Annotated in this window: 26 protein-coding genes, 1 tRNA gene and 1 pseudogene; 19 read left to right on the top strand and 9 right to left on the bottom strand. The window is 35.5% G+C overall.

Translation table 11 applies throughout. The features are described 5' to 3' along the window. The first annotated feature begins 85 nt into the window (after nucleotides 1–85). Nucleotides 86–313 (top strand): hypothetical protein, encoded by a 228-nt coding sequence (locus IWX83_RS03275; RefSeq protein ID WP_073355561.1) that lies wholly within the window; start codon nucleotides 86–88, stop codon nucleotides 311–313. A gap of 33 nt (nucleotides 314–346) precedes the next feature. On the opposite strand, the gene IWX83_RS03270 is transcribed toward IWX83_RS03275, so the two are convergent. Then, nucleotides 347–934: a riboflavin synthase gene (locus IWX83_RS03270; RefSeq protein ID WP_196827612.1), complete on the bottom strand. Its 588-nt coding sequence runs from the start codon at nucleotides 932–934 to the stop codon at nucleotides 347–349. A 58-nt stretch (nucleotides 935–992) separates the two neighbouring features. On the opposite strand from IWX83_RS03270, the gene pdxA reads away from it, so the two are divergent. The 10 genes and pseudogenes from pdxA (at nucleotide 993) to IWX83_RS03220 (ending at nucleotide 8661) form a co-directional block, all read left to right on the top strand. Beyond that, complete coding sequence (gene pdxA, locus IWX83_RS03265) at nucleotides 993–2042, top strand: 4-hydroxythreonine-4-phosphate dehydrogenase PdxA (protein WP_073355560.1); 1050 nt, start codon at nucleotides 993–995, stop codon at nucleotides 2040–2042. An 85-nt stretch (nucleotides 2043–2127) separates the two neighbouring features. Then, nucleotides 2128–2670, top strand: coding sequence for a DUF177 domain-containing protein (locus IWX83_RS03260; RefSeq protein WP_196827610.1), 543 nt, complete (start codon nucleotides 2128–2130; stop codon nucleotides 2668–2670). Between the two features lie 9 nt (nucleotides 2671–2679). Continuing rightward, complete coding sequence (gene rpmF, locus IWX83_RS03255) at nucleotides 2680–2874, top strand: 50S ribosomal protein L32 (protein WP_007137315.1); 195 nt, start codon at nucleotides 2680–2682, stop codon at nucleotides 2872–2874. Between the two features lie 170 nt (nucleotides 2875–3044). Continuing rightward, complete coding sequence (locus IWX83_RS03250) at nucleotides 3045–4043, top strand: beta-ketoacyl-ACP synthase III (RefSeq protein ID WP_073355557.1); 999 nt, start codon at nucleotides 3045–3047, stop codon at nucleotides 4041–4043. A gap of 23 nt (nucleotides 4044–4066) precedes the next feature. Then, a complete protein-coding gene (gene accB, locus IWX83_RS03245; RefSeq protein ID WP_196827608.1) occupies nucleotides 4067–4546 on the top strand; it encodes an acetyl-CoA carboxylase biotin carboxyl carrier protein in 480 nt (159 codons plus the stop codon). Between the two features lie 83 nt (nucleotides 4547–4629). Next, entirely contained in the window at nucleotides 4630–5976 is a 1347-nt protein-coding gene (gene accC, locus IWX83_RS03240; protein WP_073355552.1) for an acetyl-CoA carboxylase biotin carboxylase subunit, read from the top strand. A gap of 268 nt (nucleotides 5977–6244) precedes the next feature. Further along, complete coding sequence (locus IWX83_RS03235) at nucleotides 6245–6541, top strand: hypothetical protein (protein ID WP_196827606.1); 297 nt, start codon at nucleotides 6245–6247, stop codon at nucleotides 6539–6541. 30 nt (nucleotides 6542–6571) lie between these two features. Beyond that, nucleotides 6572–6868, top strand: coding sequence for a hypothetical protein (locus IWX83_RS03230; protein WP_196827604.1), 297 nt, complete (start codon nucleotides 6572–6574; stop codon nucleotides 6866–6868). A gap of 35 nt (nucleotides 6869–6903) precedes the next feature. After that, the gene (locus IWX83_RS03225) at nucleotides 6904–7194 is read left to right on the top strand and encodes a hypothetical protein (protein ID WP_196827602.1); all 291 of its coding nucleotides are present in this window, start codon (nucleotides 6904–6906) and stop codon (nucleotides 7192–7194) included. 120 nt (nucleotides 7195–7314) lie between these two features. Then, nucleotides 7315–8661: pseudogene (locus IWX83_RS03220) on the top strand (sigma-54-dependent transcriptional regulator). Here IWX83_RS03220 and IWX83_RS03215 read toward each other — a convergent pair. Together IWX83_RS03215 and IWX83_RS03210 are read right to left on the bottom strand one after the other, a co-directional pair. Next, nucleotides 8658–11090: an ATP-binding protein gene (locus IWX83_RS03215; RefSeq protein ID WP_196827600.1), complete on the bottom strand. Its 2433-nt coding sequence runs from the start codon at nucleotides 11088–11090 to the stop codon at nucleotides 8658–8660. The pseudogene IWX83_RS03220 and the gene IWX83_RS03215 overlap by 4 nt on opposite strands. 113 nt (nucleotides 11091–11203) lie before the next feature. Next, a complete protein-coding gene (locus IWX83_RS03210) occupies nucleotides 11204–13105 on the bottom strand; it encodes a S9 family peptidase (protein WP_196827598.1) in 1902 nt (633 codons plus the stop codon). A 190-nt stretch (nucleotides 13106–13295) separates the two neighbouring features. Between IWX83_RS03210 and IWX83_RS03205 the strand changes: the two genes are divergently transcribed. The 4 genes from IWX83_RS03205 (at nucleotide 13296) to IWX83_RS03190 (ending at nucleotide 17973) form a co-directional block, all read left to right on the top strand. Further along, complete coding sequence (locus tag IWX83_RS03205) at nucleotides 13296–14408, top strand: FAD-binding oxidoreductase (protein ID WP_196827596.1); 1113 nt, start codon at nucleotides 13296–13298, stop codon at nucleotides 14406–14408. After that, nucleotides 14408–15148, top strand: coding sequence for a monofunctional biosynthetic peptidoglycan transglycosylase (gene mtgA, locus IWX83_RS03200; RefSeq protein WP_196827594.1), 741 nt, complete (start codon nucleotides 14408–14410; stop codon nucleotides 15146–15148). Before IWX83_RS03205 ends, mtgA begins: the two co-directional genes overlap by 1 nt. Nucleotides 15149–15420: 272 nt before the next feature. Continuing rightward, entirely contained in the window at nucleotides 15421–16257 is an 837-nt protein-coding gene (locus IWX83_RS03195; protein ID WP_073355546.1) for an AraC family transcriptional regulator, read from the top strand. A gap of 213 nt (nucleotides 16258–16470) precedes the next feature. Then, nucleotides 16471–17973 carry an aldehyde dehydrogenase family protein gene (locus IWX83_RS03190; protein ID WP_196827592.1) on the top strand — a complete coding sequence of 501 codons (1503 nt, stop codon included), beginning with the start codon at nucleotides 16471–16473 and terminating at the stop codon, nucleotides 17971–17973. 181 nt (nucleotides 17974–18154) lie between these two features. Here IWX83_RS03190 and IWX83_RS03185 read toward each other — a convergent pair. After that, nucleotides 18155–18228: transfer RNA gene (locus IWX83_RS03185), tRNA-Ala, on the bottom strand. A 126-nt stretch (nucleotides 18229–18354) separates the two neighbouring features. Here IWX83_RS03185 and IWX83_RS03180 point away from each other — a divergent pair. The 4 genes from IWX83_RS03180 to IWX83_RS03165 are packed head-to-tail and all read left to right on the top strand — an operon-like array spanning nucleotide 18355 to nucleotide 20564. After that, on the top strand, nucleotides 18355–19122 hold the full coding sequence (locus tag IWX83_RS03180; protein ID WP_196827590.1) for an enoyl-CoA hydratase/isomerase family protein: 768 nt from the start codon (nucleotides 18355–18357) through the stop codon (nucleotides 19120–19122). 6 nt (nucleotides 19123–19128) lie between these two features. Beyond that, entirely contained in the window at nucleotides 19129–19302 is a 174-nt protein-coding gene (locus IWX83_RS03175) for a hypothetical protein (RefSeq protein ID WP_169807426.1), read from the top strand. Nucleotides 19303–19336: 34 nt separating this feature from the next. After that, nucleotides 19337–19801, top strand: coding sequence for a 6-carboxytetrahydropterin synthase (locus IWX83_RS03170; RefSeq protein ID WP_073355536.1), 465 nt, complete (start codon nucleotides 19337–19339; stop codon nucleotides 19799–19801). 4 nt (nucleotides 19802–19805) lie between these two features. Next, on the top strand, nucleotides 19806–20564 hold the full coding sequence (locus tag IWX83_RS03165) for a UDP-2,3-diacylglucosamine diphosphatase (RefSeq protein ID WP_196827588.1): 759 nt from the start codon (nucleotides 19806–19808) through the stop codon (nucleotides 20562–20564). On the opposite strand, the gene IWX83_RS03160 is transcribed toward IWX83_RS03165, so the two are convergent. The 5 genes from IWX83_RS03160 to IWX83_RS03140 form a co-directional block, all read right to left on the bottom strand. Then, on the bottom strand, nucleotides 20561–20917 hold the full coding sequence (locus tag IWX83_RS03160; protein WP_196827586.1) for a hypothetical protein: 357 nt from the start codon (nucleotides 20915–20917) through the stop codon (nucleotides 20561–20563). The two genes, IWX83_RS03165 and IWX83_RS03160, sit on opposite strands and share 4 nt — an antisense overlap. 143 nt (nucleotides 20918–21060) lie before the next feature. Next, nucleotides 21061–22329: an MFS transporter gene (locus IWX83_RS03155; RefSeq protein WP_196827584.1), complete on the bottom strand. Its 1269-nt coding sequence runs from the start codon at nucleotides 22327–22329 to the stop codon at nucleotides 21061–21063. A gap of 10 nt (nucleotides 22330–22339) precedes the next feature. After that, nucleotides 22340–24031, bottom strand: a complete 1692-nt coding sequence (gene recJ / locus IWX83_RS03150; protein ID WP_196827582.1) for a single-stranded-DNA-specific exonuclease RecJ — start codon at nucleotides 24029–24031, stop codon at nucleotides 22340–22342. Between the two features lie 120 nt (nucleotides 24032–24151). Continuing rightward, nucleotides 24152–25342, bottom strand: coding sequence for an ATP-binding protein (locus IWX83_RS03145; protein WP_196827580.1), 1191 nt, complete (start codon nucleotides 25340–25342; stop codon nucleotides 24152–24154). 122 nt (nucleotides 25343–25464) lie between these two features. Then, the gene (locus IWX83_RS03140; RefSeq protein WP_196827578.1) at nucleotides 25465–25809 is read right to left on the bottom strand and encodes a HopJ type III effector protein; all 345 of its coding nucleotides are present in this window, start codon (nucleotides 25807–25809) and stop codon (nucleotides 25465–25467) included. Nucleotides 25810–25815 lie beyond the last annotated feature (6 nt).

Genomic DNA, 25815 nt, shown 5'->3' with positions numbered 1-25815 from the left:
TTAAAACTATGTGCTTATTTTACAAGAAATTATATCTTTCTGCAAATTACACTTTAAGAATGATTTTTTTTATTTTATTAATTTTATGAAATTTTTAAAGAGCGTTTTTTTTATTTTAATGATTTTAGTGCTAGGCATTTTTAATGCGTTTGCTGGCAGTGCAAATCCACCTAGCCCCGTAGGAAGAAGAAGGCCGCCTCCGCCCCCTGGATTAGCTATTGATGAGAATATTTTTATACTGGTGTTGATTGCTTTGTTTATGGGAATTTACATCATTTACAGTTTTGAACTAAAACAAAAAACTCCAATGTAAAGTTGGAGTTTTTTTTTGGGTAGTAGGTGCTTGTTATTTGTTAGCGTACAATCGGGAAACATATTTACCGATAACGTCAAATTCAAGGTTTATTTTTGTGCCTACTTCAAAGTTCTTGAAATTAGTATGTTCGTAAGTATAGGGAATAATAGCTACGCTAAATTCATTTTTCTTGGAGTTTACGACGGTTAAGCTCACCCCATTTACGGTTATTGAGCCCTTTTCAATTGTTATGTTGTGCAGGTTTTCGTCGTATTCAAAGGTATAAAGCCAGCTTCCATTTGTTTCCGCTGCTGTTGTGCAAGTGCCAATTTGATCCACGTGGCCTTGAACGATATGTCCGTCAAGTCGATCGCCTAGTTTCATGGCTCTTTCCAGATTGACTAAGTCTCCAATTTTCCAATTTATTAAGTTTGTTTTTTTTATGGTTTCATCAATCGCCGTTACAGTGTAGGAGTTGTCTGTTAGGGCGACAACCGTAAGGCACACGCCATTATGAGCGACACTTTGGTCAATTTTTAGCTCAGCGGTTATAGATGAATTAATCGTGATGTGCAGATTGCTGTTCTCTTTTTTTATTTCTTGGATGGTTCCAAGGGTTTCTATGATTCCTGTAAACATTTCTTGTTTTATTTTACTAAATTTGCACTTCAAAATTAGCAATAAATAACGGTATGTCATGATGAAAAAAGCAGAAAATATAATCGTAGGAATTTCTATTGGAGATTTAAACGGTATTGGAAGCGAAGTTGTTTTAAAAACATTTGAGGATGCTCGTATGTTAGAGTTGTGTACGCCTGTAATTTTTGCAAACGTTAAGCTGTTGTCCTTTGTGAAAAAAAGTTTTCAATCGACCTCTTTACTGCATGGTATTGATAGATTAGATCAAATTGTTCCAGGGAAGATAAATGTTTTAAATCTGTGGAGAGAAGGATTGGATTTGAATCTTGGTAAAAGCGATCCAAAAGCTGGGGAGTATGCTATAAAATCATTTGTAGCTGCAACTAAAGCGCTGAAAGAAGGACTTGTTGATGTGTTAGTAACGGCACCCATAAATAAATACAATATTCAATCAGACGAATTTAAGTTTCCAGGACATACGGATTATTTGGATCAAGAACTAGAAGGTAATGCTCTTATGTTGATGGTTCAGGATACGTTAAGGGTAGGATTGTTGACGGATCATATTCCTTTAAGCGAAGTGGCCTCTCATCTTACGGAGGAATTGATTAGAAAAAAGATTGAAACCATTAAACAATCATTGATTCAGGATTTCAGTATAAATAAACCTAAAATTGCAGTGTTAGGCTTAAACCCTCATTGCGGCGATGGCGGCGTCATTGGTACGGAGGATGATTTGATACTTAAACCTGCTTTAAAAAAAATATTTGATAAAGGAACTTTAGTTTTTGGGCCTTTTGCCGCAGATGGTTTTTTTGGGAGTAACCAATACGAAAAATACGACGCCGTGATAGCAACGTACCACGACCAAGGGTTGATTCCTTTTAAGACATTATCTTTTGGTAAAGGGGTAAATTATACTGCTGGTTTAAGCAAGGTTAGAACGTCGCCGGATCACGGTACGGCCTATGATATAGCGGGTAAGGGAATAGCTGATTTTAACTCGTTTAAAGAAGCGGTATATCTAGCAATAGATATTTATCATTCACGTAATCAACATGCCGAAATCAGTAAAAAACCACTGAAAACAAAAGAAAAGCAGTTGTGAACAAAAAAAAGTGAATAACATTATTAGATTTGCAATAATTTTATATCTTTGCACTCCCGAAGTTTAGGGGCAAATTGTTGTTGAAATGAAGAACACAAAAGAATATTTAATTCCTTTCATAGGATTAAAGCTAGGGAAACATCATTTTGAATATCAAGTCAGTAATGCGTTCTTTGAAATCTTTGATTATAATGAATATCAAGATTCAAAAATCAAAGTAAATGTAGTTTTAGAGAAAAAATGTACGCTGTTAGAATTGAGTTTTAAACATAAAGGTGTTGTAAATGTACCTTGTGATCTCACAAGCGAAGATTTTGATTTGCCAATTAAAGGTGAAATGAAGTTAATCGTTCGTTTTGGAGAGGAATTTAACAATGAAAATGAGGAGTTGTTGATTCTGCCACATGGTGAATTTGAGATGGATGTTGCGCAATATATTTATGAAATGATTGTATTGTCAGTTCCTCTAAGACGCGTTCATCCGGGCATAAAAGACGGAAGTTTAAAAACGGAAGCCCTGACTAAGCTCAATGAGCTAATAGTAAAGGAAGAAAAAGAAGAGAATAAAGAAGAAGAAAATATAGACCCACGTTGGGACAAATTAAAGCAACTATTAACGGATAAATAATATAGTAAAATGGCGCATCCTAAGAGAAAAATCTCCAAAACAAGAAGAGATAAAAGAAGAACACATTACAAAGCAACTGTAGCACAAATCGCTACTTGTCCTATCACTGGAGAAGCGCATTTATACCACAGAGCGTATTGGCATGAAGGTAAAATGTACTACAGAGGGCAAGTTGTTATAGATAAATCTGTAGCTGTTGCTTAATACATTTTGGAAATGATATTCGAACTCTCACATCGTGAGAGTTTTTTTGTTGTTTGTAATTTTCGTTAAATAAGAAGTTCCAAATCAAAGAGAATGGAATTTTTTTTGTAATTTTCAAGTCTTTTAAAAAATTTCAAATGGCAACATTTGACTAGAAATAAATGCATACAATGAATACAATCACAGCCGCAATAACCGCTGTTGGAGCCTATGTTCCCGACTTTGTGCTAACGAACAAAGCTCTTGAAACTATGGTGGATACCAATGACGAATGGATTACCTCTCGCACAGGAATTAAAGAAAGAAGGATTCTCAAAGATGAGGATAAAGGAACTTCTTTTTTGGCTGTAAAAGCTGCGCAAGATTTATTGGCTAAAGCCAATATTGATCCTTTGGAAATAGATTTATTGATAATGGCAACTGCAACACCAGATATGCCAGTAGCGGCAACGGGCGTATATGTGGCCACACAAATTGGAGCCACAAATGCTTTTGCATATGATTTGCAGGCAGCTTGTTCCAGCTTCTTATTTGGCATGTCAACAGCAGCAGCTTACATCGAATCAGGAAGATATAAAAAAGTGCTATTGATAGGCGCAGATAAAATGTCCTCTATCGTAGATTATACGGATCGTTCGACCTGCATTATTTTTGGGGATGGTGCCGGTGCAGTATTATTTGAACCTAATTATGAAGGATTAGGGTTGCAAGATGAATACCTTCGTAGTGATGGAATAGGCAGAGATTTTTTGAAAATTGATGCAGGTGGTTCTCTTAATCCAACGACTCTTCAAACGGTAAAAGATAATAAACACAATATTATCCAAGATGGGAAAACTGTTTTTAAGTATGCGGTTACTAATATGGCGGATTCAAGCGAATTAATTCTCAAAAGAAATAATTTGACCAATGAAGATGTAGATTGGTTAGTTCCTCATCAGGCCAATAAACGTATTATTGATGCTACGGCCAACAGAATGAACCTCGAAGATTCTAAGGTGCTAATGAATATAGAAAAATACGGAAACACGACTTCGGCTACTTTGCCATTAGTGCTAAGTGATTTTGAACATTTATTCAAAAAAGGTGATGTTATAATTTTGGCTGCTTTTGGAGGTGGATTCACTTGGGGATCTATTTATCTAAAATGGGCATACGACAAAAAATAAATTTAAACTAAAAACAAATAATTATGGATTTAAAAGAAATTCAAAATCTAATCAAGTTTGTAGCAAATTCAGGAGTTGCAGAAGTTAAGTTGGAAATGGATGATGTCAAAATCACTATCAGAACAACTTTGGAAGGAAATGTAACAGAGACCACTTATGTGCAACAAATGCCTGCTCAAGCTGCACCTCAGCAAGTAGCAGCTGCACCACAAATGGCACCTGTAGCCTCTGTCCCTGAGGCTCCAGTAGTTGAAAATTCGCATTATATCACTATAAAATCTCCAATTATTGGAACTTTTTATAGAAAACCATCTCCAGATAAACCAATGTTTGTGGAAGTAGGTAAAACTATTTCTAAAGGGGATGTTCTTTGTGTAATCGAAGCGATGAAATTATTTAACGAAATCGAATCTGAAATTTCTGGTAAAATTGTAAAAATTTTAGTGGACGATATGTCACCAGTTGAATTTGACCAACCATTATTCCTAGTAGATCCATCATAATATTTTTAAATTCCAATAGCCAAAATTTCAGTTCTAAATTGAATTTTGGCTATTGGAATTTTAAATTTAAAATATAAAAGAAGATGTTTAAAAAAATATTAATTGCAAATAGAGGGGAAATTGCGTTACGCGTAATTAGAACTTGCAAGGAGATGGGTATTAAAACGGTAGCCGTTTATTCTACTGCTGATGCTGAAAGTTTACATGTAAAGTTTGCTGACGAAGCAGTTTGTATTGGGCCGCCTCCAAGCAACTTGTCCTATTTAAAGATGTCAAACATAATTGCAGCTGCTGAAATTACAAATGCAGATGCAATACATCCGGGGTATGGATTCCTTTCTGAAAATTCGAAGTTTTCAAAAATTTGTCAAGAACATGGTATCAAATTCATTGGAGCTTCTCCTGAGATGATTGATAGAATGGGAGACAAAGCCTCTGCAAAATCGACAATGATTGAAGCAGGTGTTCCTTGTGTACCAGGTTCAGTGGGAATTTTAGAATCGTATGACCAGGCCTTGCAATTATCAAGAGATTTTGGTTATCCAGTAATGCTTAAAGCTACTGCTGGTGGTGGTGGAAAAGGAATGCGTGCCGTTTGGAAAGAGGAAGATTTATTAAAAGCCTGGGAAGGTGCACGTCAAGAATCTGCAGCTGCTTTTGGTAATGACGGAATGTACTTGGAAAAATTAATTGAAGAGCCTCGCCACATTGAAATTCAGGTTATAGGCGATTCTTATGGAAAAGCATGTCACCTTTCTGAGCGAGACTGTTCCGTGCAGAGGCGTCACCAAAAATTGACTGAAGAAACACCTTCGCCATTTATGACCGATAAATTGCGGGCTGAAATGGGTGCTGCAGCTGTAAAAGCAGCAGAATATATCAAGTATGAAGGTGCAGGAACGGTTGAGTTCTTAGTAGATAAACATCGTAATTTCTACTTTATGGAGATGAATACTCGTATTCAAGTAGAGCACCCTATTACAGAACAAGTTATTGATTATGATTTAATTCGTGAACAAATTCTTGTTGCTGCTGGCGTAGCGATATCAGGAAAGAATTACCTACCACAATTGCATGCGATAGAATGCCGTATCAATGCGGAAGATCCTTATAATGATTTTCGTCCATCTCCAGGGAAAATCACTACGCTTCACATGCCAGGAGGGCACGGTGTTCGTTTAGATACGCACGTGTATTCAGGATATACGATTCCTCCTAATTATGATTCTATGATTGCTAAATTGATTACAACTGCGCAAACTCGTGAGGAAGCAATTAGCAAAATGAGAAGAGCTTTAGATGAATTTGTTATCGAGGGGATCAAAACAACTATTCCTTTTCACAGACAGCTAATGGATGATCCGCGTTATATTGCGGGTGATTATACAACTGCATTTATGGATACTTTCAAAATGAATGATCCAGAATAAATAAACTAAACTTATATTTTTAAAACCTTGCAGCGATGCAAGGTTTTTTTTTGGATCGAATTTTTTCAGAACAAGCAGCAAGGTGTGTAAATAATACACAGGGTACTCACAAAATTCCCCAATTGCCCCGTTTACAAAGTTTGGATATTTTCATAAAATATTGTTTTTAAGTCATTTACGAAGATGCTGGGTTGTGTTGTAAAAGTGGTACGATTATTCTATTACCATTAACAACAATAACAAATGAACAATCTATAAAACATACATTATGAAAAAGTTAATCTTATCCGCAGCCATTATTTTAGGAAGTGTATCTACTTACGCAATCACAGTACCCACTACAGTTGGAGTAGTACAAACAACTACCATTCAAGAAGAATATATTGAAGTTAAATTAGAGGAAGTTCCTGCGGCAATTATGGAGGCATTAAAAGGAGCCTATCCAAATGCAATTTTAGACAAAGCGTACGTCAATGCAGCCAAAGAGTATAAATTAGAAGTTACCATTGATGGAAAAAAAGGGAATTTGTTTGCCGATGAGAGCGGGAAATGGATTCAGAAATAAGCAATAAAAAATAACAATAAAACAAATATTATGAAAAAGTTAATCTTATCAGCAGCAATCGTTTTAGGAAGTATGTCAACTTATGCAGCAATAGTTCCAAATACAATCCAAGTAGTTAAAACAGCAACTACTCAAGAAGAATATACCGAAGTTAAATTAGAGGAAGTTCCAGTAGCGATTATGGATGCGTTGAAAGGGTCCTATCCTAATGCAATTTTAGATAAAGCCTACATCAATGCAAAAAAAGAATATAAACTGGATGTCACAATAGGCGACAAGAAAGGCAATATTTTTGCTGATGAAAGCGGGAAATGGATTCAAAAATAGATTTTAAAATAATACCATAGTAAAATACAAGCACCATGAAAAAATTAATTTTATCAGCAGCCCTAATTTTGGGAAGTTTATCTACGTATGCGGTAACAGTTCCATTGCAAAATACACAAAATCAATCGGTACCTGTTCAAGAACGATATGTTGAAGTAGAGACTGTTCCTGATGCTGTGAAAGCAGCTCTTGAAACGGCCCATCCAGGAGCAATTTTAGGAAAAGCATACATTAATGAAAAGAAAGAATACAAATTAGAGATTACAGTTGGAGACCAGAAAGCTACTGTTTACGCGGATGCTGAAGGGAACTGGATAAATAAATAATTGGGGAATTTTTTTATTTTTTAAAAAGAGGGATTGTTTTTGACAATCTCTCTTTTTTTTGCAAAAAATTAGGAGAATATAATTTAAATAATTTTATTTTAGCATTAAAGTTAAAATGTGATGGCTAAAATTTTATTGATTGAGGATGACGTGGCATTTTGTAAGTTATTAGAAAAATTTCTAATAAAAAAAACCTTTGACGTTACCACGGCATTTTCTGCTGCGGAAGCAAAATCTAACCTAAAAAGTACTGAATTTGATCTCATTATTACAGATTTAAGACTTCCTGATTACGACGGAATTACACTGATGTCCGAAATCAAAATGACTCACCCTACTATCCCTATACTTTTAATGACAGGGTATGCTGATGTGAGTACAGCCGTTAAAGCTATAAAAAACGGTGCGGCAGATTATATATCAAAACCTTTTAACCCAGAAGAAGTCTTACTGGTTATTAATAATGCTTTACAAATAGCGGATGATAAAGGACCACTTAAAACGAGCTCCATTGTAAAAAGCGAAAAGAAAGGGGTTAAAATCAATCCAAATAAATTTGTAAAAGGTATCTCTAAAGCTTCTCTAAAGCTTGCGGAACACATCCAATTAGTCAGTCCAACTACTATGTCTGTTTTGATTATTGGTGAAAGTGGGACCGGAAAAGAAGTCATCGCTAAAAGCATTCACGAAAATAGTTCCAGAAAAAATACTAATTTCATTGCGGTTGACTGTGGTTCGATTCCAAAATAATTGGCTGCAAGTGAGTTCTTTGGTCATATAAAAGGTTCTTTTACAGGAGCGATACAAGATAAAATTGGTTTCTTTGAAGCAGCTAATGGAGGAACTATTTTTCTGGATGAAATAGGCAATCTCTCTTATGAGAATCAAATCCAGCTTTTACGTGCCCTGCAAGAAAGAAAAATCAAACCCGTTGGTAGTAATAAAGAAATAGAGGTAGATATCCGGATTATTACCGCAACAAATGAAGATTTGCGGGAAGCAGTTAAAAAAGGTGATTTTAGGGAAGATCTATACCATAGAATTAATGAATTCTCCATTCATTCTCCATCATTAGTGGAAAGAGAAGAGGATTTGATGCTCTTTTCCGATTTTTTTCTGGAAAAATCAAATTTGGAATTGGATAAAAATATTATCGGATTTTCTCCTGAAGTGATGGCTATTTTTCAAAATTACAAATGGCCTGGAAACCTTAGGGAACTTCAAAACTGTATCAAAAGAGCCACGTTATTGTCACAAGGGGATTTCATTGAAAAAGCAGTATTACCCGTAGAGTTTTTTCTAAATGAAGAGAAAAAAACTACGGTATTTTCGTTATCGGAAAATGAAAAAGAAACAATCTTAGAGACTTTACATAAAACCAATAACAATAAAACGGAGGCTGCAAAATTGCTCAAAATCAACCGAAAAACTTTGTATAATAAATTAAAATTATATGGTATTAGTTAATTTATTTCCTTTTCCAACCGTATAAAAAGAACTGCTATTTTATTTTTTATCTCTCGAACTGCACCATTGATTTCTGGTGACTCCATGTCTTTTAGTTCTAATTGATCTAAAATATTGCTGACATCGAAAGCTTCTATTTGCTTAAACATCGGATTCATTTTATGAGCAATATTTTTAACTTGGATATAATTGTTATTTAACGTGGCTTGCTCTAACAACTCTAAATTCTCTCTTGAGCTAGTCATAAATACTTTTAAAACTTCTTTTAAAGCTTCCTTTTCATTTGGTAAAAATGCTTTTAGTGCTTTTAGTGAATACAGTTTATCGCCATTTTTAGAATTTTTATTTTTAGATGGAATGATAGGAATCTCGCTCTTGTTAAAAATGGCGTTTATAGTTTTTAGCATGACTTTTGGTGAAAAGGGTTTTCGGATAACGGTTGCGAATCCTGCTTTTTTATAGTCTTCTAAACTTAAATCCTGTCGTCCGGTTACTGCAATTACTGCTTGGTTCTTATAATTTAATTTAAGTGTGTTTTGTAATTCTTTTATAAAGATGAAACCGTCCATATCGGGCATTTGAATATCAGTAATAACGAAGTCAAAGGCATTATTTTCTATCCAAATAAGTGCTTCAGGGGCATTGTTAAATGGGAAAACACTATAATGATGCTGTCTTAGGACTTCAGTTGTTAGCTGTAACAAACTTTGATCATCATCAATAATAATGGCAATGAGCTTCTTTTTTGAGGTATCAAAAAGAGGATTTTTCTCTAATAAGGTGTTGTCATGGCACAATGGAATTTGGATTTCAAAAATACTTCCTTTTCCCAATGCACTTTTTACTCTTAACGATCCGCCTAGGATTGTTGTCATTTTTTTGGATATGGTAAGTCCTAAGCCAGTTCCACCGTATTTTTTTTCTATCTTATCATCAGCTTGTGTAAATTCTTCAAAAATCATTTGCTGATTTTTTTCTGCAATACCAATTCCTGAATCTTCAATTTGGATAGTTATTGTATTGGTTTCAAAATTTGCTTTGGCTTCAACTTTTATGAATCCTTTTTCCGTGAATTTAAATGCATTTCCTATGATATTAGATAAAATTTGTCTCAGTCGAAAAGGATCACCAACAATTCTTTGCTGCAAAGCTGGGTCTATATCAAGGAGTAGCTGTATTGGTTTTTGCGGATAAACGGATTGAATGCTGTTGCCGACTTCATTTATAATATCAGGTAAAGAAAAAGGAATTTTTTCAATGGTAATTTTACCTGCTTCAATTTGAGTAAAATCCAACAAGTCTTGTACCAGCTTGGAGATATAATCGGAGGATCCCTGGATGTTTTTAGTAAAATACAGTTGCTTGGTGTTTAAATCTGAATTGCTTAGCAGTTCTGTGTAGCCAATAATAGTGCTTAATGGTGTTTTTAAATCATGGCTTACTGTCGAAATAAGTTGTTCCCTGCTAGTTAGTAATTTTCTAGCTTTCAAACTAGCAGCCTCTAATTGTTTCTTGTATGATTGCGTTTTAGAAAAGTCATTCAAAATTAAAATCAGAAAAAACAATGTCAGTAGTAATCCAATTATCGCTGCGGTAGTAACAATTTGATTGGTTTTTTTTAAAGATTCTTCTCGTCCTAAATAGTTCTGGGTTGTGTTTAAAATAATTTCTCTCTCTATAATTCCAAGGACTTTCCTCAATTGATCCGAGATTGAAAGTTCATTTTGAAGTAATTTATTTTCTTCAAGATTCAATAACTTTTTCTTATTTGCAGTCTCTTTTTGTACTTGATTCAGCAAGATTTTTGAAACCGATAAAATAGAATCAGAGGATTTTTTACTTAATGTGTTAGTGCTGTCGTCCGGGATATTTTGATTTAAATAGGCAACATATTTCTGGAGTACGTTCCGCTCATAATTGCCCATCATTGCAGGGCTTTTTACAAAGTCTTCTAATTGAAGTTTCCGCATTGAAGACTCCATTTTAGTTAAATCGGAGATGGCATTGCTGACTGCGGCTTCATCTTCGGTTTTATTTTTTATAGCTTTAAGTTGCTGAATATTCTGAATTTTTTTGGATAATAAAACCTGTACGCTATCCAGTAATTTGATTTGGTATGGAGTAGAAACTACTGCTTTCAAGGAATCAATGTTAACTTTCAGTATTATAGTCTTTGCTACATAATCTTTGAAATATTTTTCAGATTCTGACTGAATGGCGATTCGGGCCATGCTTTCCGTTTCGTACAAATCGGACAATACATTACTTACCTTCAGAATAGAACTGTTTTTCTCCGTAAATCGGTTTTCGTTTTTAGAAAAGCTTTTGTTTTCAGAATATAAAAACCAAGCGACACTTCCAAAAAGAAGCACCAGAACTAGGTAGCTTATGAAAACTTTTATCGGAATGTAACTTTTTTTATTTTCCATGTTTCAAAGATAAAAATAAGAGTAGGCTTTAAAGTTAAGATATTCAAAAAAGTGTTATTTCTACAAAAAAACCGCACTAGAAAGTGCGGTTTAAAGTTTTCGTAAAACAGCTGTTACAAGGTCTCTTTCAGCCATTTGAAAAATTCACCTTGCCAAACTTGAGCGTTTTGTGGTTTTAACACCCAGTGATTTTCTTCTGGAAAATACAAAAATCGGCTTTTTAAGCCACGCAATTGAGCTGCTTGGAAAGCTTCTTGTCCTTGTCCTATTGGCACCCGAAAATCTTTGCCGCCTTGTATAATTAAAATAGGTTTATTCCATTTTTCCACTAAAGTCATTGGATTGAATGTCGTGTATGTTTTTTGAGCTACAGCATTGTCTTTTTCCCAATATGCTCCACCAAAATCCCAGTTGCTAAAGAAAACTTCTTCGGTTGTCCCAAACATACTTTGAGTATTAAATACGCCATCATGGGCAATAAAGGTTTTGAAACGGTTGTTGTGAATTCCGGCTAGATAGAAAACAGAATATCCACCGTAACTAGCGCCTATGCAGCCCAAACGACTTGTGTCAACATATTTTTCTTTCGCCACTGCATCAATTGCTGAAAGGTAATCATCCATTACTTGTCCGCCCCAGTCTTTGCTAATTTGCTCGTTCCATTCCACACCATGACCTGGCATTCCGCGACGGTTTGGAGCTACAACAATATACCCATTAGCGGCCATCAATTGTAAATTCCATCGGTAGGAATAAAATTGTGTTAAGGCAGATTGTGGTCCACCTTGACAATATAAAAGGGTTGGATATTTTTTTGTAGCATCAAAATTTGGCGGAAGAACCACCCAAACCAACATTTTTTTACCGTCGGTTGTCGTTACGTAGCGTTTTTCTGTTTTGCTTAATGCCAAAGAATTATACGTTGCAGTGTTGACATTAGAAAGTTGTTTCCAAGAATTTTTCTTTAGATCATAAGAAAAAATTTCCGCCGCATGATTCATGTCGGTTTTCGTTACAATGATGTTATTATCTGAAAAACCAACTAAATCATTAACGTCAAAATCGCCAGTAGTGATTTGGCTAACAGTGATCATAATTTTAGTTACACCTGGGAAATTAACTTCAAATAACTGTTTTGTACCCTCAATTGGCGCTACAAAATATACTTTTTTTCCATCAGCGCTCCACATAAAATTATCTACGGTTCCGTCCCAATTAGCCGTTAAATTCATCTTTATTCCTTTGAAACTCACCATCAGGTCGTTTTTGTCCGCTTCGAAACCGTCGCGTTTCATTTGCAACCAAGTCAAATTCCCTGTTGGAGAAAATTGTGGAGCAGTGTCATATCCTAAGTTTTCCTCGGTTCTATTGATGGTTTTCCCAGTTTCCAGATTGTATTCGAAGATATTGGTGTTTGTAGAAACTGCATAATCGGTTCCTGCTTTTTTCTTGCTTACATAAAGGATACTCTTGCTGTCTGGTGTCCAAATATAATCTTCGTCTCCACCAAACGGTTTTTGTGGACTGTCAAAATTTTCTCCCTTTAGAATGTCAATTCCCACGGCAGCGTCTTTGTTTTCTTTGTAAAAAACATGATTGAATTTCCCTTCATTCCAAGTGTCCCAATGGCGGTAATTCAATCCATCATAGATTTGAACATCTGATTTATCTAGTTCTGGATAGAAATCTTTTCCTAAAACTTTTTCTATTTTCACCTCTTCATTGTAAACAAGATATTTCCCGTCAGGTGAAGTGTTTTTATCCTTGAGTAGGTCTTTAGTATCTTTTACCTCGGTTGGGTTGCCTCCAATTACAGGTAAAGCGTAAAACTTAGTTTCTGATTTATTTGCCGCAACAGATGGGGTGGTTACTTTATAAACTACATTTTTTCCATCCTTTGAAATGCCTAATGGAGTCACTCTTCCTAGTTTCCAAAGCAGCTCTGGTGTCATTACATTTTGTGCCATAGCGGTTAAACTCATCATTAATAAGGGTATAAATAGTATTTTTTTCATTTTAGTAATTGATTTTTTACGAGCGATAAAATTAACCAATTTAATCTAATGTTTTTTTGTTTTTAACACTTGCTTTGTAGCCCCGATAGCAGTGAAAATCCTTTTATTTTTTTCTTTAAAAAATAAAAGATTGCAACGGATAGCGGGATTAGCTCCAAAAAATTATTATTTTTATGAAAAATATTTGAATATGAATTTGAGCTATTGGGAGTTGAAAAACTGGTTTACGGATGTAGATTATACTATCGTAGGAAGCGGAATTGTTGGTCTACACGCTGCGTTACGCTTGCGCGAAAGATTCCCGGACAGCAAAATCCTAGTCTTGGAAAAAGGAATGTTGCCACAAGGTGCGAGTACTAAAAATGCCGGATTCGCTTGTTTTGGAAGTCTGTCGGAAATTATGGATGACTTAAAATCCCATGCGGAGGAGGAAGTGGTTAATCTGGTTCAGAAACGATGGAAAGGTTTTCAATTGCTGCGGAAAAAGCTTGGTGATGACAGTATAGATTTTAAGCCGTATGGCGGATATGAGTTATTTTTAAAAGATGATGAAAGTAGTTACGAAGATTGTCTTCGAAAATTACCCTTTATCAATGAAATTTTAAGACCCCTTTTCAAAGCGGCTGTTTTTGCTAAGGAAATCGATCGTTTTGGATTCAACGGAGTACAAGAATATTTAGTTTTCAATCCATTTGAAGCCCAGATTGATACTGGAAATATGATGCAGGCGTTGTTAAAACAAGCAGTTGCTGAAAATATTTTAATTTTAAACCAACAAGCAGTTACCTCTTATTTAGATAAAGGCAATAGTGTTGAAGTCGCGCTGGGGGATTTTAGTTACACTTCCAAGAAAATACTTTTTGCGACGAATGGCTTTGCAAATGAATTAACTAATGGTGCAGTTAAGCCAGCAAGAGCGCAGGTTTTAATCACAGAGCCCATTAAAAATTTAGATATACGTGGAACATTTCATTTGGATCGAGGGTATTATTATTTTAGAAATATTGGGGATCGGATTTTATTGGGTGGAGGAAGAAACCTAGATTTTGAGACGGAAAACACGACCGCATTTGGACAAACAGAAATCGTCCAAAAAAAATTGGAACAGTTATTAAAAGAAGTAATTTTGCCGAATCAGGATTTCCAAATTGCACACCGTTGGAGTGGAATCATGGGTATTGGCAACAGTAAAAACCCCATTGTTTCACAACTATCTGATACGGTATATTGTGGTGTGCGATTGGGTGGAATGGGCGTGGCAATAGGTAGTTTAATTGGAACAGAATTAGCAGATTTAGTATAATGGCAACAAAAATAACAGCAAAAAAATCAAGACAACCCGTTAAAAAAGAACCTACTTCTTTTATGAGTAAACTAACCCGTTTTTTATTCAAAGTCTTGTTATGGTTCTTTGGACTTTCTTTATTTTTTGTCGTGTTTTTTAAATTTGTTCCAGTTTTGTTTACGCCATTAATGGTGATTCGGGCAATTGAAAATAAGGTTGCGGGAAAAGAAGTTTTTTTTAGCCACGACTGGGAACCAATTGAAAATATTTCCATGAACCTTCAAAAAGCCGTAATCGCCAGTGAAGATGGGACTTTCTTGAAGCACAATGGCTTTGATTTTATTGCGATGCAAAAAGCGTACAAAAGCAACGAACGTGGGCGAAGAATAAAAGGAGGAAGTACCATATCGCAACAAACCGCTAAGAATGTATTTCTTTGGCAAGGCCGAAGCTATTTGAGAAAAGGTCTTGAGGCTTATTTCACTGTTTTGATCGAAATCATTTGGGGTAAAGAACGTATTATGGAAGTGTACTTGAACAGTATCGAAATGGGAAATGGGGTGTATGGAGCGCAAGCGGCTGCAGAACATTGGTATCGCAAAGGAGCTTCCAGTTTAACACCGATGCAGGCAGCAGGAATTGCAGCAATTTTACCCAATCCACGAAAATATGCGGCAACTAGTTCTTCCTCCTACATCAACCGACGAAAAGATAAAATTGTTCGTGTAATGCGTCAAGTTGGTAAAATTGAATATTAAAACGTATTAAAAACTGCCATTTATGGTAACTCCTCTAGCTTTAAAACAAGAAGAAAAACTGTCGTAAGAGATTGTAATTCTCGCATTATTTTATAGTACTACTTGTTATTTAATTGGGTGGTATTTTGTCATGATTTTTCGGAACTGAAAGTTGCTACAGCGGAGTTTCTTTTCGTGTAGCAATAGAATGAAGAGAAGTAGTCGGTAATAAGTTTCAGTATTTAGCAAAATACAGGTTAATATAGTATAATAATCCTTTTGAGAAATATCAAATGCCAATAGCAAACATACCCGAGATTTATAGTCAAGACCAGGAAGTTAGTGGTGATCTATTGGTTTATGATTTTAAAATGACCAATGATGTTGTAAAAAGCAAGGTCAATTTAAGTATGAACATGTTTAGTTTTTTGCAGGTGGGTAAAAAACAGGTTCACTTTGCGGATACGTCAATTGCTGTAAATAGTAAACAGTCTTTGCTTCTTAAAAAAGGAAATTGGCTTTGGACCGAATTATTGGACACGGAAGCTATTTATTACTGCAAGCTCTTCTTTTTTTCCGAGGAAAAGCTGATTGAATTTCTACAAAAACACACTAAAAGTGGTTCTCCTCATCGAGACGAAATTCCTTATTTCGTAATTGAAAATGATGACTACATCATAACTTTCTTAAATTCTCTATCGGTTTTAAATACGGCACCCTCTGATTATACAGAACAGTTGCTTCTCGTAAAATTTGAAGAAATTATGCTGTATCTATTATACAAATATGAACAAAAATTCGAATTCTATTTGTATTCCTTAATCTCCAAAGAAGTTTCTCCCTTTAAAAAAGTGGTGGAAAGCAATGTGCATTCGAACCTAAAACTGGAAGAAATTGCTTTTTTGTGCAACATGAGTTTGTCTACTTTCAAACGTCATTTTACTTTAGAATACAATGAGGCGCCAGGCAAATGGCTGCAAGATAAGCGCTTGCAAAGAGCGAAAGACTTGTTGCATGAAGGACTACTTAAGCCCTCCGATATTTATTTGGAGGTAGGTTATAATAATCTCTCCAACTTTAGTATCGCTTTTAAAAACAAGTTCGGAATTAGTCCAAAGGAAATTTATTAAAATCATTTAAAATCATAAAAATCTAATAAACAAGAATTTATATCTATTTTTATTGCCGTGTCGCGATTTTAAAATAAAAATTGAGCTTTTTTCATAAGTTTTTGAACCGTATCAATAACCTGTTACGCTTACCTCCACCGTACATTTGTAGTGTAATTAAAACAAAGCGTTTTTAAAAAAATAATTACACCTAGATAATTTAAATACTAAAAAATGGCAAATGTAACTAAACCTGTTTTCAAAGAAAGATATGATAATTTTATTGACGGTAAATTTGTTGCTCCAGTAAAAGGGCAGTATTTTGACAATCCTTCTCCAGTTGATGGAAAAGTGTTTACTCAAGCTGCTCGTTCAACTCAAGAAGATATCGACCTTGCTTTGGATGCAGCGCATAAAGCGTTTCCTTCTTGGAGTACCACTTCAGTAACAGAGCGTAGCAATATGTTGTTAAAAATTGCGCAAGTAATGGAAGATAATCTCGAATACTTAGCGACTTTAGAAACTATAGATAACGGTAAACCAATCCGTGAAGCACGTGCGGCTGATATCCCTTATTGTATTGATCACTTTCGCTATTTTGCAGGTGTTATCCGTGCAGACGAAGGAAGCGTTTCAGAGCATGATAAAAATACCTTAAGTATCGTTTTGCATGAACCTATCGGTGTTGTAGGTGAAATTATTCCTTGGAATTTTCCAATGTTAATGTTGGCTTGGAAAATTGCTCCAGCTTTAGCAGCAGGTTGTACTGCAGTTGTTAAACCGGCGGAACAAACTCCTACAAGTGTAATGATGTTGATGGAATTGATAGGTGATATTTTACCTGCAGGAGTCTTAAACATTGTAACTGGTTTTGGTTCAGAAGCAGGTCAAGCTTTAGCGACTTCAAAACGTATTGCTAAACTTTCATTTACTGGATCTACTGAAACAGGTCGTAAAGTGTATCATAATGCAGCCGAAAATATTATTCCAGTAACTATGGAATTAGGTGGAAAATCTCCAAATATTTTTTTCCCATCTGTAGCCGCTCAAGATGATCAGTTCTTTAGTAAAGCGATTGAAGGCGCATTAATGTTTGCCTTAAACCAAGGAGAAATTTGTACGACTCCCTCCCGTATTTTAGTTCACGAAAGTATTGCTGATCTTTTCATTGAAAGAATGCAAGCGCGTTTAAAACTAATTAAAGCAGGAAATCCACTAGATCCAGAAACAATGATCGGATCTCAAGTTTCAAAAGCACAATGCGATAAAATCGTCAACTATATCAACATTGGTAAAGAAGAAGGTGCAGTTGTATTAGCTGGAGGAGAAGCGGGTAATTATGAAGGTGATCTTGCTGGAGGATACTATGTACAACCAACAGTATTAAAAGGAACAAACAACATGCGTGTATTCCAAGAAGAAATTTTTGGACCAGTTGTAGCTTTGACAACATTTAAAACTACCGAAGAGGCAATTGCAATCGCAAACGACACTCCTTACGGCTTAGGTGCAGGTGTTTGGTCTCGTGATGCGCACGAATTATTCCAAGTTCCACGTGCTATTCAAGCGGGTAGAGTTTGGGTAAACCAATACAATACCTATCCTGCGCACGCTCCGTTTGGTGGAGTTAAAGAATCCGGATTTGGTCGTGAAAACCACAAAATGGCTTTAGATCATTACCGTGTTGTGAAAAACATGTTGATCTCTTACGATAAAGAGCCAGTTGGATTCTTTTAAGTAAAGGCACTGTTTACTGCACAAACAAAAAGGCTGTCTCTATTTATTCTGAGACAGCCTTTTTTGATTTATCTGATCAAAATAGCTCCATCAAAGTACTGCTCATGCAGAGGTTCTTAAGTCATTAACTTAAATAAAAAAACCGTAAATCTTTACTAATTAGATTTACGGTTTTATATTGTGGAGAATACCGGATTCGAACCGGTCACCTCTTGCCTGCCAGGCAAGCACTCTAGCCAAATGAGCTAATCCCCCGAATTTGACCGCAAATATAGCATATAAATTTCTCAAAATGCAAATTTCAAAAATACAAATCTATTCTGGTTGAAAAAAAGTCAAATGCTCCGTTACTTTTTCTAACTTTACATCAAAATCCCCAGCATGGTATCAGAAAACCCAATAGGCTCGCTCTTCACAACATTCGATAATAAAATTGCAACGGTAACTTTTGGTCATCCAGCAAGTAATTCTTTTCCAAGAGAATTACTGGACAGACTCACAGCCGAATTTCATAATTTAAGTGCTAACCCCACTATTACAGTCATTGTGATTCAAAGTGAAGGTACAGGAGCTTTTTGTGCGGGAGCCTCCTTTGACGAACTTTTGGCGGTTTCTGACGAAGGAGAGGGAACCCAATTTTTTTCTGGATTTGCCCATTTAATCAATGCTATTCGATCTTGTTCTAAACTTGTTGTTGGCCGTATTCAAGGAAAGGCAGTGGGAGGCGGCGTAGGAATTGCTTGTGCTTGCGATTATACTTTGGCTACAAAAAATGCTTCAATAAAACTGTCTGAATTAGCAATTGGTATTGGTCCCTTTGTCATAGAACCTGTAGTTTCAAGAAAAATTGGAAAGACAGCTATGTCCGAAATGACTTTGGCAGCAGAAGAATGGAAATCAGCAGATTGGGCCGTCGACAAAGGATTATATGCTAGTACTTTTGAATCTATTGAGGCTCTTGACATTGCCATTACTAATTTCAGTGCTAAATTGTCCAGTTATAACCCAGATGCTTTAATCGAAATGAAGAACGTGTTGTGGGATGGAACCCAAGATTGGGAAGCACTTTTGGTGGAACGCGCTGCAATTTCTGGAAGACTAGTGTTGTCTGATTTTACTAAAAAAGCATTATCACAATTCAAAAAATAATTTATCATGACAATCCTAACGCTTGTGCAACAAGTAAATATTGAAGAAAAATTAAAAAATGCTACAGACAATAGTTACCAAATAGGTATTATTATTGGATCTTTTATTCCTTTCGTTGTTTTAATTGGTCTAGCCTATTGGATGTATACTAGTGCAAAAAAAAGAGACAAAGAACTTTAATTATTTACTAAATTTGCATCAAAATTAAAATCTAATGAGCAATATCAGAATTACAAAACAATTTAGTTTCGAAACTGGACACGCCTTATATGGTTATGACGGCAAATGTAAAAATGTTCACGGACATAGTTATAAATTATCAGTAACCGTAATTGGATCTCCAATAACAGATCGTTCCAATGTAAAATATGGAATGGTAATTGACTTCACGGATTTAAAGAAGATTGTAAAAGAAGAAATTGTAGATCAATTTGACCATGCCACTGTGTTCAATGGCACCACGCCCCACATTGAGTTGGCAAACGAACTAATAAATCGTGGACATCATGTTATCTTAGTAGATTACCAACCCACAAGCGAAAATATGGTAGTAGATTTCTCCCATAGAATTATCAGCCGATTACCCGAAGGGATCACTCTTTTTTCCTTAAAACTACAAGAAACCGAATCTTCTTTTGCAGAGTGGTTTGCTAGTGATAATATGAAATCCATACTGTAACTTCATGCAATTACCTAATAACAAAAAAATATATTTCGCTTCTGATCAGCATTTTGGTGCACCAACACCAGAGTTGAGTTTTCCTCGAGAGCAAAAGTTCGTGGCTTGGCTTGACGAAGTTAAAAAAGATGCCGAAGTTATATTTTTATTGGGCGATTTATTTGATTTTTGGTTCGAATATAAAACCGTAGTCCCCAAAGGTTTTATTCGCGTTCTAGGCAAACTTGCTGAAATCCGAGACAGTGGAATTCCCATTTATTTCTTTGTAGGAAATCACGATTTATGGATGGAAGATTACTTCCAGAAAGAATTGAACATACCAGTATTTCATGACAATCAAGAATATGTTTTTGGCGACAAAACGTTCCTTATTGGCCACGGAGACGGCAAAGGTCCTGGTGATTTAGGATACAAGCGCATGAAAAAGGTATTTACCAATCCGTTTTTTAAATGGCTTTTTAGATGGATTCATCCGGACATCGGCGTGAAACTAGCACAATACCTTTCGGTGAAAAACAAATTGATTTCTGGCGATGAAGATGTGACTTTTCTTGGCGAAGACAACGAATGGCTCATCCTTTATTCCAAAAGAAAGCTAGAAACCAAGCATTACAATTACCTTATTTTTGGTCACCGTCATTTACCTATGAAAGTTACTGTGGGAGAAAATGCCGAGTATGTGAATCTAGGGGACTGGATTACGTATTTTACCTATGGTGTTTTTGATGGTGATAATTTTGAAATCAAAAAGTACGATTCCTAATTCATCCCTTCGCCGTACAAATAATCATCTAAATTTATTTTAAACAAGGTGCCTTCAATCAAGTCTTTTACTGCATTAAGTTCTTCCATGGAAACCGCTAAATCAATTTGAAGACAAGGTGTTTTTAATAAAAATTTGTGGCATTTGTTTTTCAGTTCACAATCGTCGCAAAAGCTGTTTTGCTGGTAGCTGTCTTCGATGCAACGCTTAAATAGTTGCAGTTCCTGCTTTGTAAAATAGAATCCCGTTTCTCTAAAAACGAGCTGAACTTTATCTAGGACGATATCATTTTCTTTTCTCCAGTAAAACGCTGTTCCTAAATTGTTATGATAGATCTGTTTTATTTCTTGCATGTCTAATTTATTTTGAAACAAATATAAGCATTATTTATATTTGTTCTAAATAATAAAATATAAAAAAGGCATAAAAAAGAAAAAAGTAAATTTTTTATAAATTTGTGTCTCCAAGTACTGCATAGCTTTCGCTGGAATCGCATTTACTCGCTCTTTTCATGTTCCTCTACCTCTTTTTGTAAATCCAGCTTTCTAAACGTAGGCGATAGCGCACCAGTAAGAATCACAGTTAGCAATGTCATGCTTCCGCCAAAAACCACTGCACTAACCGTCCCCATCAGTTTTGCCGTTAAGCCACTTTCAAAAGCGCCCAACTCATTCGAGGAACCAACAAATATAGAATTCACTGCTGCCACTCTGCCGCGCATGTGATCAGGAGTTTTTAGTTGCAAAATAGTTTGGCGTATGACCACCGATATTCCATCAAACACGCCACTAAAAAATAATGCTGCCACCGACAACCAAAAAATAGAAGAAAGTCCGAAAACGATAATGCAAATTCCAAACGCAAAAATGGCTGATAGGAGTTTCATGCCAGCATTTTTAGTAAAAGGAATGTAAGCGGAAATAATCAGCATCAAAAAAGCACCAACAGCCGGAGCGGCTCTCAAAACACCAAATCCTTCTGGTCCCACCTTCAAAATATCTTGTGCAAATATAGGCAGTAACGCAACAGCTCCGCCAAAAAGAACCGCTATCATATCCAATGATAAAGCCCCAAGAATCGTTTTATTGTAGAAAACAAATTTCACACCTTCTTTCAAACTTTCCATTATAGGCTCACCAATTTTTGGATTCAAAATGGGCTTTGTCGCAATTTGGGTTAAGGCAGTTAAAGCAAGAAGAGAACATACTAAAACAACAGACATTGACCAATGAACTCCAATCCAATTAATCGAAAAACCAGCTACCGCAGGTCCTAAAACTGAACTTATTTGCCAAACAGAACTACTCCAAGTGGCAGCATTTGGATATATTTTTTTAGGAACAATCAATGCCAAAAGTGAAAATATAGTAGGTCCAAGAAAAGCACGAACCAATCCTCCTAAAAACACAAAAAAGTAAATAGAATATAAAATAGTTTTGGTAGAGAAATCTTTTATAAAAGGCGGCCACGTAAATAAAAACAATCCCAAACTGATTATTGAAAATCCTAAAATACATTTGAATAGCAATCCTTTTTTCTCTTTTTGATCGACAATATGTCCGGCAAATAGCGCCATCGATATAGCCGGAACGACTTCCATTAATCCTATCATTCCTAGTGATAATGGATTTTTGGTCAAGCTGTACACTTCCCATTCAATAACGATAAATTGCATCGACCAGCCAAAAACCATCGCGAAACGCAATAATAAAAAAATATTGAATTCTTTATAACGAAGGGCAGCGTACGGATCGTTTTTTTTCATAGTATCCAAATCAGTGTTCAATATCTCGCAATCGCAGCTGCAAACTTACTTTGCCTTTCCATTCATTTTCATCAATGCAATACACCGCTTGAAAGGGTTTTTGGTGCGCTGTCAGTTCTATTTTGCTTCCTAAATTAAAGCCTATAGCTGTAATGCCCTCAGAGTTGTTTTGTTTGACAAAAAGCTTTAAATGTTCTTCTTCCTGTCCCATTGGTTTTCCGTAACCCGTGTCTTTGATGTTTTTAGTGAGGAAAATGGGGGTCATATTTTGCGGGCCAAAAGGTTCAAATTGTTTTAGAATTCGAATTAATTTGGGAGTAATAGCAGCAAAATCAATCTCAGCATCAACTGCGATTTCCGGCGTTAACAGATCGGGATGAATGGTTTTTTTGACCTCACTTTCGAAAGCATCTTTGAAAATTTGATATTTTTCCGCCGCTAAAGTCATCCCCGCAGCGTACATGTGACCACCAAATTGTTCCAGATGTTCCGTACACGCTTCGAGTGCATTGTACACATCAAATCCTTTTACAGAGCGTGCCGATGCAGCATATTTATCACCGCTTTTAGTAAACACAAGCGTTGGTCGATAATAGGTTTCGATCAAGCGGGAAGCGACTATTCCAATCACTCCTTTGTGCCAATCTTCTTGGAATACTACGGATGTAAATCGCTCTTTTTCATTGTTTTCCGCTATTTGTTGTAACGCTTCTTTGGTGATTAATTTATCTAAATCCTTTCGCTCGGAATTATAAGCTTCAATTTCAGACGCAAATTGTTGGGCTTGTTCAAAATTAAATTCGGTTAATAATTCCACTGCATGATTGCCATGTTTGATGCGTCCAGCAGCGTTAATTCTGGGAGCAATGATGAAAACAACATCGGTAATATCTAAGGTTTGTTTTTTTATTTGGTGGATGATGGCTTTGATTCCAGGTCTTGGATCCGTATTGATGACTTGCAGTCCAAAATACGCTAGTACTCGATTTTCTCCAGTCATTGGCACGATATCAGCGGCAATGGCAGCTGATACCAAATCCAGGTACGGAATCAAATCTTCAATTGTTTGATTGCGGTTGATGCCTAAAGCCTGAATTAATTTGAAACCTATTCCACAACCACACAATTCATCATAAGGATAGTTACAATCGTCTCTTTTTGGGTCAAGAATAGCGATGGCTTCCGGTAAAAATTGGCCTGGTCTATGGTGGTCACAAATAATGAAATCAATATTTCGTGCTTTGGCGTAGGCCACATGATCGATAGATTTTATACCACAGTCCAATGCGATAATGAGTGAAAATCCATTGTCGTCAGCAAAGTCAATTCCTTTGAATGAAATACCATAACCTTCACCATAACGATCTGGTATATATGTTGCCACATGTGGATAATAGGTTTTTAAATAAGAAGAAACAAGGGAAACAGCTGTTGTTCCATCCACATCATAATCGCCAAACACAAGAATATTTTCCTCGTTTTTAATCGCTTTTTCGATTCGTTCAACTGCTTTATCCATGTCTTTCATCAGATATGGATCGTGTAAATGGTCTAGCGACGGGCGAAAAAATGCCTTCGCTTCGTCGAAAGTTTCAATGCCGCGTTGGACTAACAAAGTGGCTACAAAATCTTCCACATTCAAAGCTTTTGCTAAATGTTTCACTTTATCTTCGGAAGGTTTTGGTTTGAGGTTCCAACGCATGTTGATTAAGGATTTAGTATTATTATTAAGAGTTTTTTACTGACCTGCAAAGGGCTTCAATTATATGCTTCTTGTTTTTAAACTCTAAAAACAAAAGTTTTTAAAGCTGATTTTGTTCAATTAATATAAAAAGCCAAACAACCAAACTGGAATGATGTTACCAATTCCCATTTCAATATTGTCTTTAGCAATATAACTATTTTTGACGTTATGAATTTGTACTTGGGTTTTGTTTTTTCCTCCAATTTCAAATGTATATTTTTCATCAATCAAAAAAGCGCCTTGATCTGCCAGATGAATTACAGCTAAATTTTTGAATTGATTTACAAAAAAAGTTTCTCTTAAATTACCCACATTAGTATTTGCCTTTGCCAAAACGTACATTAGATTGGTGTTGTTCAGAAATAGTTTTTCGGGTTTTGTTAATACGCCAATTCCTTTGGTGGGGCGATATAATTCGTTTACTAATCCCGCTCTTTCTAATTGTTTTATGGCTTGAATTAATACCGCTCTTGAAGCTCCAATTCTTTCGCTCAATTTAGTGATATTTGGAGTAAAAGGAGCACTTGTAGCAATGGCAAATAATAGTTTTTTAAGTTTGGTAATCAAATCGTAACTAATATGGTCCACTGCATTTATATCGATTTCAATTATCAAATTGATGGTATTTATTAATTTCTGATGGTACAATTTGACATTTTCCTTGTAGTAAGGATATGCTCCAAACTCGAGGTATTTTAAAAATAACGGAATCGGTTTTATTTGTTGCAAAAGTAAAGTAGCAATTTCAGTATGATTTTCTAATACATCTTCTAAAGTGTGCCATTTTAAATTGAGTCCTGTTTCAAAAACAATAAATTCCCTAAACGACATTTCTTTTAAATAATAGCTCACGGCACGTCTGCTTAAATCCGATTCTGATTTGTATATTTCTAACATCGATGATGAGGTGAAAATCACTTTCAATTCGGGAACATCGTCATAGATCAGTTTTAATTCTCTCGACCAATTCGCGTATTTATGAACTTCGTCCAGCAACAAATGGGTTCCTCCAATTTTAGAAAAATCTTTAGCCAAACCGATCAATGTATTTTCTATAAAAAATAAATTATCTAAACTTACAAACAAACTCGTTTTTAGATTCAGATGCTGTTTAGCGTATTGCAACAACATAGTCGTTTTGCCTGATCCTCTCGCTCCCTTTATAGCTATTAACTGGTTGTTCCAGTCAATTTCATTAATCAAATACCGTTGAAAATCTAATGATGTTTTGGATATTTTTTGTTGAAATTCTACTAATAGATCTTCCATTTTGTTGATTTTTGATAACAAATATATTTAAAAACGTTATATAGAAATAACGATTTTGTATTTTTTTGTTATCTATAGGTAACGATTTTTAAATTAATTGTTCTTTTAAAGTAACAAAATTTTTATTTTAGAGTTAAAGCAGTTCCGTAAAATGCAATTTCATCCCAGCCAGTTTTCATAAAATTACGAATGTTTTGATGATCCGTTCCTTCTGGATCTCCTAAAACATCTTCAAAATAATAGGCCCCAAAACAAGCTAATGTAGCGGTTTCAGAGAGATTTTGAAGTTCGGCGAAAGCCAATAACTTACAAGAACCTGAGTTTTCGCCAGCAACATTGTGTTGCAAACCGTTCTCAAATGCCGTTGGGGCAAAGTCATAGTGCGCTTCAATTACCGCAATGGTTTCTGCAAAGGTGATGGCTTTAGGCGTTTGATTTAATTTTTCTAAAAAAGTGGTGATGGTCATAGTGAT

The sequence above is a fragment of the Flavobacterium sp. CG_9.1 genome (assembly GCF_015751645.1).
GTDB lineage: Bacteria > Bacteroidota > Bacteroidia > Flavobacteriales > Flavobacteriaceae > Flavobacterium > Flavobacterium xanthum.
Note: the sequence above shows the minus strand (reverse complement) of the source record. Positions and strands in the feature narration are given on the sequence as shown.